Annotated in this window: 5 protein-coding genes (1 of these 5 cut by a window edge); all 5 read right to left on the bottom strand. The window is 54.4% G+C overall.

Going from position 1 to position 16849, the window contains the following annotated elements; all coding sequences use genetic code 11:
* Positions 1 to 17: 17 nt before the first annotated feature.
* Entirely contained in the window at positions 18 to 740 is a 723-nt protein-coding gene (vccD, locus tag IAE77_RS23005) for a Verru_Chthon cassette protein D (RefSeq protein WP_294231810.1), read from the bottom strand.
* Between the two features lie 36 nt (positions 741 to 776).
* Positions 777 to 1988, bottom strand: coding sequence for a Verru_Chthon cassette protein C (gene vccC, locus IAE77_RS23000; protein WP_294231808.1), 1212 nt, complete (start codon positions 1986 to 1988; stop codon positions 777 to 779).
* A gap of 9 nt (positions 1989 to 1997) precedes the next feature.
* Positions 1998 to 2471: a Verru_Chthon cassette protein B gene (gene vccB / locus IAE77_RS22995; protein ID WP_294231806.1), complete on the bottom strand. Its 474-nt coding sequence runs from the start codon at positions 2469 to 2471 to the stop codon at positions 1998 to 2000.
* Positions 2472 to 2509: 38 nt separating this feature from the next.
* Positions 2510 to 7585, bottom strand: coding sequence for a Verru_Chthon cassette protein A (vccA, locus tag IAE77_RS22990; RefSeq protein ID WP_294231804.1), 5076 nt, complete (start codon positions 7583 to 7585; stop codon positions 2510 to 2512).
* A gap of 119 nt (positions 7586 to 7704) precedes the next feature.
* Positions 7705 to 16849, bottom strand: the 3' portion of a protein-coding gene (locus IAE77_RS22985; RefSeq protein ID WP_294231802.1) for an autotransporter-associated beta strand repeat-containing protein. 23075 nt of this gene lie beyond the right edge of the window; 9145 of the gene's 32220 nt are visible here — the last part of the coding sequence; its start codon lies beyond the right edge, outside the window — the gene reads right to left on this strand; the stop codon is at positions 7705 to 7707.

Genomic DNA, 16849 nt, shown 5'->3' with positions numbered 1-16849 from the left:
TGGCTTCAAACCAGCACTCAGAAACCCGGTTTGTAGTTCCGCGCCTTCCCGGTGAACGGGTCGATCTGGATCGTGTAGAAGTTTTTGGGGAGGTTGCCCACATTAATTGTCGCACCGATATCGTAAGTGATCGTGAAAAAACTCTCCGAAAGCGTCTGAAAGGTCAATACAGCCTGGGTCACGCCATCCGAACTAGTCGTTGCGCCAACTTTCCGGCAAGTCCCGTCAGGCATGAATCGAATGGCACAGAACTTTGCCCCGGAAACCCCGGAATACCCAGGAGTAGCCCCATTCTTGGTATCTTCCAGTTGATCGCCAGATAATGCCTTCGACAACTCGTCGTCCACTGGAATGACAATTCCTTCAGCAAACTTCGTCAGGTTCCCGGCGGGGACCATTGATTCACTGATTTTCAGGGCCGTGCCAGTTCCCTCTACTTTTGTCTCAACCTTGAGCATTTGGTAAGATCTAAACATTGGCGAATCATCGGCGAAATCCCCACTGTAGCTGAAAAAACGCAGTTCGACCGGGACACCCTGAGCAAATGCGAGTTGCTGGGCTTCCGAGATTGCACCGAGCAAGGTGTCCCCTGTCGATGACAGCCTACTGGATTGCAATGTCTTCATCAGAGCAGGTGTGGAGAAGGCCAGCAGGAGCACAATGATTGTGACCACAACAAGCATTTCGATCAGGGTAAATGCCAGCCGGCTCTTTTTGCGAATGAACGACAAACGAGTCATGAGAGGTGCTTCGTGCTAAATGTAAAGTCCAACCGTTCAGTAGCTCCAGCGGGCTTGCTTGAGAGCGATTGTGGTCGTAAAAACCCTGAAGTTAAGTTTTTGCGCCTGAAGAAGCGAGGTCAACGCCGCTGGCTGGTCGCTGGTTCCTAGCACTTCTTGATTGAAACTCGCTGCGCTTCGGAAAAACCCTCCAGTGGAGGAGAGCACGCTACTACGCATCGACTCGTTCTCCTGCCGCGACAGAAACTCACCTGACCTCTCATCCAATGCAATCATCGTTACTTTGAGAAGAGGTGGCAGCAAATGTTGTGTGCCTTGCGGATTGACTGAATTAGCGGTCGCACCAGGGTTCACCGTCAACGTCGAATCATACAAGTAATTTGGCGCAATCGAATAGGCTGGAGTCGTGCTGCCTATCGTTTCGGTCTGGGGGGAAATCACTAAAGCCAGAATATTTTCTGCAATCGGCCGGGTGAAGGCACGGGTTGCGGTCGTTTCTGAGGTTGTCACCCGGCTACTCAGCGCGGCAGAAGTACCTTCGTTAAACCACCGCCCCCCGTTATTAACCGATGAATCTACGAGGGGCCTCAACGTAGAGTCATAGATGCGATTCATCTCCGCTGTAGGGCTGTACTCCATCAATCGAAGGCGACTTCTCGTCGGCACCGAACTCAGTTGGTTCAAGAATGCAGGTCGATACGGAGCATCGTCTCCCCATTCGACAAAGTATCCTCGACCACACAACAAATTCACCATGTTCTCCGTGTTGGCAACAGTGCTGGCAGTAGAGGCCCCAACGGGCGTCAGGCGAGTCACTCCCAATGGTGCCTGGAAAAAAACGGCGTGACCTGGAAAATTGGAAACCTGGCCTGCCGCAGCGTCCAAAACCTCCGTTGTGGGGCCGCAAATGAATTGTAACTCAGATTGCCGAACATAGTTCTTGGCGCGGGTAACGGCCTGCCCGGCTGCGTCAGTACGCAAAGGATCAAATTCGTTGTCCCAGTAAGTGTTCAACGTGGCCTGCGACAGATTACGCGTCAGAACATCAAATGCTGTTCGGGCTTCCCGGAATTGGGACACACGAGAATTCGAACGCACCCAAGTGCGCTGAACAATTCCGACAACCTGGGTAACCACAAGCATCAAGATCACCAAAAAGGTCATCGAGACGAGTAACTCGATAAGCGTAAATCCCTCCTCAGACAGATCGAGGCGGGAGCGACGGCGGATGGCAAGTCGGCAAATCATGGCAGAGTATCAGCGAGTTTTGGCGACCAAGTGGTTGAAAGTGGTGTATCGAAGAGGACTTCCGGAGTCGAAGTCGAAGTCCGAACTGCTCGAATTGGCAATCCTGATGACATATTTTTTGAGATACGGCTGATCTTTCTCAGCTTGAGGCAATGACGCCGGAGTTGCTGTCTCAGGATCAATCTCAACGACATATACGATCTCTGTGGAGTCCGCAGACACCTCAGCCCCCTGATCATTATAATACTTTTTAACAGCTGATGTGGGCAGCAAGGAGAAGCGGGCATTGTCCAAATCACGAGAAATCTGCTCCAATATGTTGCTGTTTGTGGTGATCAGCGCGGTTTTTCGAGACATTTCCAGGCCCTGAGGAAGCAGGCCAAGAAGCGTGATTATGGCTAGCGCTGCAATCGCCACCGCGAGGGTGACTTCCACAAGCGAGAAACCACCCGATTGTGATGATACCAGTCTTGGCTGTTTCATGATCATTCCATTCCCTGTTGGAGTTAGTAGGCAGGTCATCAAGGGCTGAAACGCTTGCTCTCAAGCGTGCGGAACCGGTAGAACGTGTCGAGCGGAGCTTGCCCAAGCGGGTTCGTGGAGGCTGCATAATCGGGAATCGGAGTGGTGACATCCGTCGGATCGATGTAGCGCTCGATAAGAGTTGAACCGCGGTACTCACCCAACACAGCATCCTTGACCGGATCGAAAGTATTGGAGGGAGTGGAGCGAGCTTTGCGAACCACCTGGGCACGCATGTGAACGCGGAAGGTATTCCCGCGCGTAGTCACACGGTTGTAAAGGTTCGAATAGGGCCGTTCACGCGTATTGTCACCTGTGGAAGAGTGGTTCTGCCAGAACTGATCCATAATGGTCTGAATCGTCGTGGTAGCCGTGTTTTCACTAATGTTGGAAATACCGCTGATATTCTCTCCGTTAGAAGATGCCCCTGCCTTGACGTCTGGGATCAGGTGGATCTCGCAAATTTGACTGGCACTCCGGAACAAGCCATTATAGCGACCCGCCGCATGGTTGGCCCCCGTGGCTTTGTGAAGAAACTTCTGTTCAAATTGGTAAAGTGTCCGTGTGACATCAATAGGACGATGCCAGAACTTGCGATTTGAACTCTCATCCCAAAAACGATCTCCCGTGCTGCCCCACATGGCTGCCGTGGCCGCAGTCTGGTGGGATTTGGCGTTGTTGACATCGTTAGTAGGTATGGCGGTCATGAATTCCCCTTTCATCAGCGCATGCATGCCAGTGGCGCGGGTGATGTGGGTAAAGGGCATGATCTGGTAATTGAGGTTGAGGCGCCCAGCGACCGACAGCGGTTCGCTGATGGCATAAGGCTCAACCACCGGCATGCAAAACATGTCCAGGAGGTAGTGATCACGCGGATTGTTGTCGCCTGGATGGCCAGTGGAAACTGGTTTTCCCAGCGTCGAATGAGAACGAGCGTATGGACGAAACAGCAATGTCTGCCAAGGTTTACCATCCGTGTTGGTATTGTATGCAACACCACTGCCGCTCACCGCATTGGTGTTGACACTTCCTCCCCCCCAAATTCCAGTCGGCAGAGAACCAAACATGACCGGTGACGACACCATGCGATTGGGTGTCATGTAAACACCGCTGCGCCAGTCATCACTGTTTCGCCAAGGCTCATAGAAATAGCCGGAACGGTAGAACTTTTTCACACCATGACGGGTAAATTCTGCGGCATGGAAATTGCCTTCATCTGGTTTGTTAATGTAGGCGCCGTCCCGCGAGTTGCCAATGCCATTGTCAAAGTCGCCGTAACTGTTCGCTACCGCAGCCCAAGCGTCCGACGGGGGAAGATCAGGGATGCGATCATCGCCATACGGCACGTCTTTAACCAGGAAAGGGCTGTTCTTGACGTAGTTATAGAAGGCCGATGTCGTTACCCGCATCGATGATGTGGGAAGGACGCAGCCAGCTTCACCACCAGCCGAATGCGTGGTGAATGTGTGAATGTTGCGAGGCTGGTTGGCGGGGGAGAGATTGTCAATCGCTTGCCAGACAGGATGTTTCATCCACATCGAGTTAGGAACATCACGTCGAGCTGCAATCAGACGATAATCTCCAACCGCAGGGACATACGTGCGGATGACATCGCTTCCACTCCAGGGACGGCCTTGCTCGTCTGTCAACTGCTCTGTTGCTTCAATCGGTATGACTCCAATTCCAACATTCCCGCCGCCGTTACCGGGGCCGCCGAAACTCGTCGCAGTATCAAGCCGACCATGCAGTAGTTGGTCATCTGCGCCGTCGAAAGTCTGATCAAACGACGGAGTTGTGGCGTATAGTGAACTTGGAGGATCCGAAGTCCGATAACCTGGATTGACGTTGCCTTGCATTCTGCCGAGGCAGCCCATGCGATTAAAGCACCACCAGTGTGGTCCCTGGAGGGAGCGTCTCCAAGTAAGTTGGCCGGCCGCGTTGGTCGTCCACCAGTGATTGATTTCGTTACGATTGACAGGGTCGCTCTGAGGTTGCCCACCACGGCGACGCTCACCCGAGTAGACCAATGCAGGAGCTGGAAGCGACATATTGTCAAAGGATAAATTGATGGTCTGAACTTCCTCACCGCTGCGACCGGCTCTCTCATGCTTGTCATAAATCTTAATTTTTAGGTCACGAGAACCGAAAGTGAGTACTATGGGGCCGGAACGAGGAACGGTCACAAACTGACTGACCAAACCATAATTATTCAATCCGGTATGCCCGGGATTGTCGGGCTGCATGTACCTGTTTCCCGTAGAGTTTCGAGCGTTGCCATCCAAATATGGATCAGTGTCATCACCAATTTGCGAGCTTCCCCAACCGGGAACCGAGCGGCCACCCGACATGGAGCTGGGTCCAGCATGCCCCCCCAAAGAATAAACATTGCTGAATTCGTAGAGGTTTGTGTTCGATTTTATGATGACGGGTCGTGTGGTTGGGAAAAGAGGCACATCATTGCCCGCAACGTCGCGAACTTTGATCGAACGAATGAACTGATCATCGAGTTCAATGGCCCATTCCGGGTGAAACTTGGTCCATCCTAACATAGGACAGAATGTTTCCAGCATGAGCATCACTTGAATGCGTTTCTGGTTCGTTGTAAGTGGCGTGTTGGGAAGCAACGTAAGATTCCAATTCTTCGGATTGTAGCCTGGGTGACGTGACGGGTGCTTCTGGCTTGTCGGATCGTCTGGATCGCAGCCGTAGTAATATTTGCCCGCACTGTCTTTATACGGGGGGGTGAGAGGGGGGAAATTGGAGTACCACCGCCTAAATCCAAGCGTGTTGGTGCCTGGCGGATACGACGCGGTTAAGAACTCTGGTGCTGCATTCCCATCCCCCTCATTCGAGGCCCTGGGAGACGTTGCCATGGGAGCACTCCCACCACCACTAAGGATGCCTCCGCAGTTGACCGGATATCGTTCATCGTTCTTTCCATCAGCGGTGCAGATGATCTGAAAACCAACCTCGGAAATGGTGAACATCCGGCCAAGCCCCTGATACACTTGACTGCCCTTTTGCCAGCGAGCAGGAGTTACTTGGCCATGACCCGGTAGCACTCCAGTACTGTCCGACAGGACGTTATTGCCCTGCCTGTAGCTGGAGCCCGACCTCGTGCCGCCGCTGGCCTTTGTCGTGCCCCGCTGTTCAGTGTAGGTGTAGCGGCTGCTGGTGAGATCGTCCCGTTTGTCATACAAGGCCGTGCCCGTCGGCGAAATGTTGCCATTAACATCGAGAATGCTGGAGGCATCATTGTCACGGGCCAAAAGGCCATCGTAAAGGTTGGTGCAACGGATGTAGTCAAAAAACTGTACGGCTAGCTGTGCGGCGTTAGCAGTTCCATACTTCGCACCAAAGTCTCCACTGCTGCCCAACGACGATGTCCGCGGAAACTGCAGGCCGGTCATTTGCGCATAGAGATAATTCAGCAAATTGGAGTTACGGGCCAAACCCTGAGATGTTCCATAGCCACTGGCCGAGCCGCTGACGTCGTAACTTCCGCTGTGCGGCTCCGCCCGGCGGAAGATGTAACTATTCGCAATGGTAGCCCCAGTTTTGCCTCCGCCGATGGTGGCGCAGAGTGCAATCATGTTATCAAAGCTGGTGCGCTTGGTCGCCCCCTGTCCCTCGTCAGCCACTGGCCACATGGCCACCCGAGGAAGCCCATAAATGCTGAACTCGGGTGCCCGGCTGTGCGCCGTGAGAAAGAAGCGAGACCTTTCAAGTGTGTCACGCCCCATCAGATATCGAGTAGTGTCGCCTGGAATCGCGACCCGAGCGGCAATACGACCTTGGGAACCGCTGTAGTTGCCGCCGTCCAGATCATCTTGGAACAACATTTCATCCACACTGGCAAACAGACGCTCCTTCCTAGCGTTAACCGCATCACCATTGGTGGCCGGCTGCTCCTCACCATTCGAAGATGAGAACTCGTCTGTCATGAACGGGCGTGTACCAGACATGGACCCACCTGAAGCCACTTTAGGCATCAAGCGGTAAATCAACTCCTTGGTCTGGACTATGTTGTTGATCGCTGACTTGGCCAATCCTGGAGCAAAAGGGTCGAGGCTGATTCCAGGAGCAAGAACGGCGCTCAATGCCACGGTGGCGGGATGACCTGGGTAACGTTGGTATTCTGCTGATGCTGGAGGGAAGTTGGCCCACTTGGAATCACGCTGATGGTAAAAGTATGGAGGGGAGAAGAAAGTGGGCTCCGAAGCTGTGTTGATGTTGACCTTGCAGGACTCATCATCAGTCCAGAACGCGACACGCCCAACGATGGGATTTGCTGACGAAGGTTGTTTGCTGGGTTGGGAGCTGATAAAATTATTGCTGCCATCCAAAGCACCCGTGGTGCCATCTTGCAGAATGTAGATCCACTCCACAGGCATGGGCAGCCTCATCTTGTCAGGGTCACTGCCTGCAGCCGACGGTGTGACGACCTCATTATAGGTGACGGAAGCGCCACCCACGGACGGTGTTTTATTATCATATTCAAAACCCTCTACTGCTACCAGCTTTTCACCGGATACAGGCGAGTTTCCGGTGTAAGCAGCCCTGGGATCGATGATCGGGAAAAAGAGCGCCGTCGTTCCCCCAGTCAGCGCCGGACGAATGACAGGCTCATTGAGGTCAACATATCTAGCTTTGTTGTTGGGGGCATTCCAATCCGATGGCACCTGATGGGCGGAGCTGAAAATTTCCGCTTCGCTGCCACTGGTAACGACCATTTGAGAACTCGAGTAAAGCTTGTGGGCGCGGACGAAATTACCAATTGCGTTATAAACTCGAGCCATCCCGGGTTGCGTCGCATGGATCGTTCGCGAGGCAGCTGTGGTCGCGGTGTTCTGTGCATTCTGCAACTGCGCTTGGGTGATGGCGACCGCGAAATCCGCCAACTGTTTGGCTGAACGCGCAGCAACAAAATTCTGGGTGGCTTTGTACTCCGTTCGCGTCAGCGAAAAAATTGCTACGATCAACATCGAGATGAGGGCGACGGTTGTCACAACCATCACCAGAGCCATCGCTTTGCGACGTTTTGAGCCTGTCGAAGTGAGTTGAATGGCTTTCATAATGTCAGAACTTCAATTTCGTGAATTTAAGCGATGCTACGAAATCTCTTTGCAAAGCTCAAGGTATTTATTTTGTAATTACAAACCGCCATCAAAACGGCAGAATCTACCAAGCGCTATTAGCAGCGACGGCGACGGCGCCACCCCAATGCGAAGGCCCCAAAGGCAAGGAGAAGCAGACGACTCGGCTCTGGAACAGCAACAATGATCGTGCCAGCCGTGTAAAGTTGGCTGATATCCCAGAACTTGCCCAATCCCAGATCAGGCAGGTCCGTGAAATTGGAGCTGTAGGTGCCCGTAAGGTTCGAGAAAGTGCTTGTTGGGACGATGCCAGCCCAGTCGATCAACTTCCACGTGTCGCCCACGCCGAATGACGCCGGATCAAGGCCGTTGATGGCTGAAACAACAAGGGTTGAGCCCGTCAAATTGACTGCAGGAGTGCCCGTTTTGCTGAAAACCAGACGGTCTGCTTCACTGGATGTCGTGAGGCTTTCATTCAGCAACAGGTCCAGGCGCAAAGTGCCTCCCAGAATGAGATCGCTACCAGTTTCCAAGCTGACAGTCAACGTTTGGGCGAGATTGCTTCCCGGGGTTCCGACAGTCAGGTTAGCACCGGTCGCAATGGTGATGTCACTGCCATTGGAAGGTGCCAGCCTTCCGGTACCGCCCAAAGTGGCTCCAGAATTAACCAACACAGCTCCAGACCCTGTACCAGACCCTGTCAGGTTATTGACAAGGAGTGTCCCGGCCGAGATGGTGGTAGATCCGTGATAAGTATTGGCTCCAGTCATGGTGACGACTCCCGTTCCAACCTTGAGCAGCGAAAGGATATCGTCTTGGGCCGTTGAGCCACCATCAGCTTCACGAAGCACGCCGCTAAACGCCACGCCCAAGCCTGTAGTGGTGCTGGAGTCCACTGTGACAGTCTTGGTCTCCTGGACACCGGAGCGCACGTCTTGCAATGTGACAGAACCCGTAAAGGTCACCGGATTGGCAGATGCAATGATGGTGCTGCCAAAGCCGTTGGCATTGACATCGATATTCTGCGACACCGTTGTGAGTGCGGCATTGTCGATCTGAAGTCTCACATCGGGATTTGACTCATCTCTGACCCAGTGAACAGGGGCCGTGTCCACGCCATTCACAACTCCAACATCAGGGGCCGCCATAAAATAAGTCTGGCCTGCGTAAGTCCCGTTGCTCACAGTCACCTGGGTTCCATAACGCATGTTGGAAGCTGTGCTGAACTCCGTCACGCGGACGAGGTTCATGGTGAGGTCGTCATTGATGGCGATGATGGAGTAGATGCCGTTGCGTTCGGGGTTGTCGATCTCATCCTTCACCAAGATCGTTTTGCCGATATCTGCGGAACCAAATGTGGTGCCATCGATAACCCTGCTCACACTGTAAAAGGCACCAGGACCCGCATTTCTAGTTTCAGCAACAATCAATCCACCTCCATTTGGGTCGAATGCGCCTCCATAAGCCCCAATATTTCCTGCGCCAGGATCAACAGTGCGCTCAATACCGAGAACGGAACTGCCAGCCGTCGCGTAGTCGACATTCGCAACAACAGTGGTCGCATCGCCAAGCTCCAGTGTTGAACCAACTCCCAAGGATCCTGGGTTCGAGACAACCAGAGTGCCATTGCGAATGATCGTTCCGCCCGTTGCAGCAGAACCCGTGGTGCCAGTGTGTGATCCATAAGTATTCGCGCCCGAAAGCGTCACGGTGCCACCCCCAAGAAGAGTGATGCCACCTGTTCCAGAGATCACGCCTTGATAGTCGGTGCTGCTCGAATCAGGTGTCACGAGGAGAATATTCCCTCCAGAAACTCGACCCACTTCGATCGACCCAGTCACGGTGGTCGCAAACCCACTTGTGGTGAACACAGAAATGCCCTCACCATTGACATTGCCGTATTTCATGGCGTTGCTCATGACGCTCCCTTGGAAGACGAGATTAAGCGCCGCATCTGGAGACCTGGTGTCAGTCGTTGTTCCGATCTCAACCAGACCCGTTCCAAGAGAGCCATCATTCACAGCCACAAGCGTCCCTTCTGCCAAGGATGTTCCCCCGGTGAAGGTATTGACGGCGTTGAGTTCCAACACCCCGTTACCCGCCTTTACAACACGCCCGCCCTCAGCCTCCAGAACACCATTGACTCGCGCGTCAACGTAGGTGCTGGAGTTTCCGCTGATGACCTCAAACATGCGCGATTTCCGCCCTAAGTCGATTCCGTTGACAAAGACGACCGTCTTGTCGGCATCCTGCGCACCCAGAATCAACGAGGTATTGTCAGGGACAAAGCCACCAGCCCCCCAGGTGACCGTCGCGCCGCTGTTGCCGAGATTCACCGTGCGATCAATGGTGTAGGCCGCAAATCCCCCACTGCTCGTCCAGTCAACTTGATTCGCACCAGTGCCCAGGCTTCTGGTGAAGTTTGCGGAATTGAGTCCTACCACACCACCATCGATCCGCAGATGGCTGTTCGAAGGAAGCGCCCCAATCGAATCCAGGCGCAAGACACCGCCTTGGACGTAGGTGGCTCCTGTGTAGCTGTTGCTGCCAGACAGCGCGGTCGTTCCATCCCCTGTCTGCACCAAGTTCACGATCCTGTTCAACGCAGCATTGTTAACGATGCTGGAGGAGATCACGAGCGGTGCCTTGGGGTTCCAATTGTGAATGATGAGATCGGCACTCACTCCATCAGTATTGACCAGGCCGGTGGTGAGCATGCCGCCCACGATCGAATTGCGATGATTGCCGACATGTGTCGTCTGGAGGATCGCGCCACCGTTGAGTGTCAGGAGATCTGTGACGGTGACGACACTGGAGTTCATAGCGGCCGGCACCTCTGCCAGGTACTCGGAATACAGTGTGACGTTGGAAGCAGTCGCAGTTGCGTTTTCGCTCAGATAAATGGTGTTGTTGAACGTATCGACGAAAACAATACGTGCCCCTCCGTAAGTCAAAGTGGCCGAAGGATCAGTGACCGATGCGCTGGCAGACAGCGTGATGGTGGTTCCCGAAATTGCCGAAATCACCGTTCCCGATGGGATGCCCACGCCGACAACCGGCATTCCCACCGTCAGATTTGGATTCGGAGCGGCGAGCGTGACTGAATTGCTTCCAGTCGTCGTTCCACTGGTGGCCACGATGGCGTCCGGAATGCCATTGCCAGTGACGACCTGACCTGCACGAAGACGCGAGTCTGTCACATTGGTCACCATGTTGCTGCCTTGCACAATGTTGCCGGTCAGGAACGCATTGTCGAAGGCGTAAAGTGTTGGCGCTGTATTATCCGTGACGGTGGGCGCCTTGCTCAAGTTGATGGTCGCGGCGTTCGTGTCCACGGCGGTGATAACTGCTCCGGTCGGCACACCGCTTCCCCGCACCAACTGACCGATCTGCAGGCGATCGACACCTGGAACTCGTGTCACCAATGTGTTGGAAGCAACCGTATCTCCAGCAGTCGAGAAGTCGCTGTTGAAGAACAAGATGGTGTTCACAGCCGCATTCGCAATTGTTGCACCTACGAAAGACTCTTCAAGCAGGGCGCCGTCATGAACGTTATTTACTGCGTTCCAGGAGGCAATGTCAGAAATGAAGTCATGCGCACCCTTGATGTCTGATCCAGTGATCAAAGAAGTTGAGGGGTCAACAAAACCGAAGTCGTTGACGCCTGGATTCAGTGGATCCCGGAAGGTGAATGTGAAACGAGGAATGATCACGCCCACATCGATGAGAGCACGTCCAGCCAGCGCCACACGGGCATTCGCGGATCCACCCTGAACATCAAAAAGAACCGTGCCTGCTTTTTCCATCGTCACGGCTGACGGGTTATTGACGTCTTGCAGGTTAAGGAAGGAGAATGTGTTGTCCGCGATACTGCCGATCACGCGCACAACTGACGCTCCTTCGAGCACCTGAAGAGTGCCGATCATGTTCTGAGTTGTGGTCCGTCCGGTCACACTCTGAAGCTCCAGCACCCCACCGGCCAGAATCAGCCCTCCGACATCGTTGCGCACGTATTGGTCGTTGAAAGCTGGCGACAGACGCAAGGTCCCGTCTTCCACTGTCATCCCCTCAAGACCGTAGCCCCCGAAAGCCGTTCCTCGCATGTCCAAGGTTCCTTCACCGCGTTTTGTGATCGTGTAAAACTCCTCGGTGGCCGGTGTTGCGTAATTGCCGCCCCAGGTGAGCACAGTGAAAGCATTGCCTATGTCCAGAATGGCTGGCTGGTTGATGGTAAATCCACGGTCGGTGCTGGCATTGGTGCCGTTGTGTTGGAGGATGCCCCCGTTGAACACCAGGTTGCCAGTGGCGTTCCCAGAAGCGCCGAGTCCACTGGCGGTTCCAGCAAAAACCAAGTTGTTGGCACCGGAGTAAATCGCAGGCACAGAAATCTCGATCTGAGTATCGCTAAGAATCGCAGTCACGACCGCGCCTTCGGGAATGCCCGGGCCGGAGACCGCCTGACCAACACTGAGCTTATTGCTATTTCCAGACGGAATATTCACGGTGGTGCTGCCACTGCTTGTTGTGGAAAGCAGTGTCGCACCAATGCTTCCGGAGACCAGTGCATAGGTCAGATTGTTCTGCCCAGTGGCCGTGACGGGGTTCGAAATCTCAATTCTGGATCCATCGAGAATGCGCAGAATAGTGGAACCGGAAGGTATGCCATTCCCCGAGATGCCTTGTCCAACCGTCATTCCAAGTGTGCTGCCGACAACAATGACAGCACCGCTCTGAGTGTTCGCAGCACGAGTGCCAGAAAACAGGGCAGGATCACCAAAGGTGAGATTGCTCGTCACTGACTGGTTCGCGTTGATGGGAGTACCGCTCACGCCTATGGTGATTTGGGTGCCGTTGACAATCGAGAGAATTGTCACTGTTGACCCTGTTGGAATACCGGTGCCAGAAACAACCTGGCCGATGCTGAGTCCTGCTGTGCCACTAGGAACAGTGACCGTCGCGCTACCGTTGGTGGTTGTCGCGGAGATGGCACCCGTCCTGCCCGTGATGTTGCTGCCAAAGGTCAGACTGGCTCCGTCAACCGTGACTAACGCACCATTGGACAAAGTAACGGTGCTGACCCCGGCGGGGGTTATGGCACTGATCGCCGTGATCGTGACCCCGGCTGGAAGCTCGGCTCCGGTCACGCTCTGCCCGATGGTCAATCCAGTGGTGTCAACGTTCAGACTTCGTCCAAGGGACGGAGCAAACGATATCAACTGCTGATTCGCCGCGAAGCCTTGCACCGCAAACGTCTTGATGGTGGTTGTGCCCGCATTGAGTGTGGTGACACCCGTATAGGTGTTCATACCGGAGAGCATCAAATTCCCCAGGCCCGTCTTATCAAGACCATTCACCACTGGATTGAAACTGAGCGCCGTCAACGTGCCGCTTCCGGCTGAAGAATTGGCACTCATCGTAAGCGTGCCGATCTGATTAACCGCATCAGTGACTGTGATCGTGTTGATTGTGGCATTCACCCCCGAACCGGTGACCACAACACCAGGAGCAAGTCCAACCAAACTGACTCCCGTGATTGTGTTCGTGCCGCTAGTTACCGTGCCATTCCGCCCTGTCGGGGCCAGATTCGCTATCGTGACCCCAATGTCCAGCACTCCGCTGCCCGTGTTGTTCTGGATGATAAGGAGGTCGGCGTTAGAACCAGCGCCACCGCTGAGAGATCCTGTGCCTCCGAGGTAAGCGGAATGAGCCCCCATGTTGGCCGTGACGAGCATGCCACTTGCCTGGATCACATTGGCTCCCGTCAATGTCACATTGTATAGGCTGTTGCCTGAAACAGATGGAGTGTTGTTGAAGCGGATCGTATTCGCCGTGCGTGTATCCTGAATACTGTTCCCGATCACATCCATATTTGCATTCACAGCCCAGTCATTTGAAAGAGGACCAGGCAGCGCCCCTGTGTTTGTGTATGCAGTCAGTCCACGAATCAGAAGATCAGCACCAGTTGAACTTCCCGTGTCAGCACCTGCTTCATTGAATGTGCTTTTCACCGCCCAAGTCGAGCCGGCAACAGTCGCCCAGCCACCGATGATGCCATTGGTGTTGTTGGTATCGGTGCTCGCAATGTCATTGGCGCTAAAATCGAGAGTCGCGCCTGTGCTGCGACTGATACCATTCATGCGAAGTTTGTTGAGGCCGCTTGTTCGGATGATTTTGTTCGCACCAGCACCCAGGGAGACGCCTGAAACAATCTCCACGTGGTTGTTTGCATCGAGTGAGGATGCGAGTTCCAAAATCCCACCCAAGCGTCCGCCACCAAGAACTAGCGCACCGGTGTCTGACAGCTTGCTTTGGTTATTGGTGGAATAATCCAGCTTCAACGTGCCTGCTTGGACAGTGTGATTAGGCACCACTGCACTCGTGAGGCTGTTGCGCGTTGTTGGATCAGCCTGACCCGACAGGATCAGAGTGCCTTCGCCTAACTGGTTGATCGCTGCGGCGCCGCCGAACGTTCCTTTGATCTCCAGGCTGGCGCCCTGCTGCACCGAAATGATGGAGTTGGCGGTGGCGAACACTGGACCAGCCCAAGAACTCGTGCCCGTGGTCGTTGCAAGCGTGCCTCCAGAGAGGTACATGGTCTGCACCGTGTTGTAGGCGACATTTCGAAGATCAACCGTGGCATTGCGAGTGCCCAAAGATACAATCCCGTCGGTACCGCCGGCCACGATGACACCTGCCCCCCCGGCCGCCCCGAATGCACCGTCCACCGTGGCTGCGAGAATCCCTGCGGTCACCAAGGTTTCACCTTTGTAAGAACTGGCCGTTCCAAGCACCCAGGTGCCGTTGCCAATCTTGTTGAGCGAAGTGTATCCGCCTTCTCCATCTCCCAGTGCAAGGTTGAACAAGTTATTGCCGCGATTGGCACCGCCCAGAGTTAGTGTGCGGCTTCCAGAACCGATGAATTCAACGGCAGGCGACAATCCATTGAAACCAAACGTGAGCACCGCACCAATGACGGAGCCATCGGCAATGATTGCCCCCGCACTGTCGCCAGTCCCAAGAGTGAACGAGCGATCTGTAAATGATGAAGTGTTCTCAAAGAACCTCAGAGATCCTCCATTCAACACAAGATTAGCCGCTGCATTAGATGCTGCGCCAAGGCTGCTGACGTTACCACCAAACCCAAGTTGGGCCACACGGATCCCCCCACCATTGATGACGGTCGGACCACTGTAACTGCTGTTCACTGAAGCAAGCGTCAGGATGCCATTCCCCGACTTTGTAAGTGCCAGCATGCCGCCCGTGTTGTCACCATTGGAAAGCACACCATCGTAGGTGAAGCTGTCGGAGGAATTGACAGTGAGGACGGAAACAGTGCCGAAGGCGGCATTGTTGGTAATCGTGCCGCTACCAGTCACACTCGCCACGGTGGTGGAGAAACCATTAAGATCAATCGTCCCGTTGTTCCGCATGCTGTAGCCTGAGTCGCTACGAAGCCCGGTATTGCTCTCAAACCTGGCGCTGCCGCTGTTCACGGTCAGTGTGCCACCAAATTCGTTATCTCCACCGAGGCGCAGCGTGCCGTTGGCTATCAGGATGTTGCTTGTGAGAGTATTATTTCCCAAAAGCGCGATGTTCGAACCCAGCAGCCGGATGAAGCCAATGGTGTTGTTGCCCGTCAGCTTCATGGTGTTGAAACCGCTGTAAACAAGCCCCTCGTTGGTTCCATTGCCAACGGCTGCAGTGGACAGGGTAAAGGACGTGCCATCAATGATGCTTGCAACGGTGGAGCCTTCTGCAATGCCTTCACCGGACACTGTTGCCCCGACCTCGAGTCCGGCAGTATTTGACACTGTAACCAGAGTGCTGCCGTTCAGGAACGTCGATGAAAGAGTTCCCGTCGTGGCAGGCTGGTCGCCACTTGTTTCCAGGCCACCCGTCAAGTTGTTGTTTCCTGCGATAACCAACACCCCACGGCTGCTGCCATCAGCAGCAAAGATCAGCCTGCCATCAGTGCCGGTGATTGTGTTAACTGAACCGAGGGTCAGAGTCCGATTATCTGCCACTCGGAACAGACCATCGGCCACACCGATTGTGATGCCGCGGTTGGAATCATTGAACACCAAGTCTGTGCTGGCGCGCAGAATCCCGCCATTCACGGTCAACTGGTCTGACACAAACGTTCCGGGATTCAAACCAAGATCGCTTTCCCGGGCGATCTGCAACACACCTTCATTGATGTACGTCCGGCCTGTGTAGTTGTTCGGCAGCGTAAATGCAAGGGTGCTCGACACAGCGGCATTCGGCTGTTGCGAGAGCCGGACGCCATTGTTGCCTATGAGCGCGACCACCGTAGTGCCAGGAGCGATGCCTGAACCGGTGACCGCCGCTCCCACGACGACCCCTGTGTTGAAGGAACCCGACGCCAAAGTCACGTCGAAGCTGTTTGGATTCAGGAGACCGTTTGTACCAATGCTCAAAGTTGGATTGAGCACGAGTGTAGCCGCACCAGCCTTCACCAACTTCGTGGACTGCTGGATGAAATCAAAGGCCAGTCCAGTCCCAGCAATGACCGCCTGATCGAGGGTTATCTGACTGGCCGAGTCAATCGACACGATCGTTGCGGCACCTTGGAAACCGCCCGGTGACACAACACGCATCCCAACGATCAACCCTGCGGTGTTGGACAGGCCGGTGACCACCTCTGTTCCGCTTGAAGTGCCCGTCAGCCGTGTGGTGGTGTCAGCAATCACGCTGGTGATGTTCAGGGTGTTGCTCGGAGTATAAACAACCAACTCATAAGGGTTCAACGAGCCGGCATGAGTGCCCGCGATCAGCTTTCCACCAGCAATAGTGTGAGTATTGAGAGCCGATATGATACCACCGCTGTTGATCGTGAGGCTGCGTTCCGCACCCGATGTCACCGGATTGAGGGTGATTGTGCGCCCACCAGTATCCTGCAGGTTCAATGAATGAATGGTGCGACTGGAAGTGAGCACCTGATTGAAACCTGTCACTTTGACATTCTGGCTGGATACCCAGGAGTCCGACGAGGTCGTGCTCGACGTGATGCTATAGCTGGAATCCGGGAGCGGCACAACAAGCCCCCCTGACATCGTTGCCCACTCACGTTCAACGACATTTGAATTCACTGTGTTTCTCACCGCCCAACCACCAATGATGTTGTTCACAAGCGTGGGCGAACTGCTGAAGGCAATGGTGCCTGTGGTCGTCGATCCGGTGACAGTGTCAAAGACAACCATCGACCCTGCCGCCCGCGTGCCG

The organism is Prosthecobacter sp., assembly GCF_014879935.1.
Lineage (GTDB): Bacteria > Verrucomicrobiota > Verrucomicrobiia > Verrucomicrobiales > Verrucomicrobiaceae > Prosthecobacter.
This window is presented reverse-complemented; position numbering and strand designations above follow the sequence as displayed.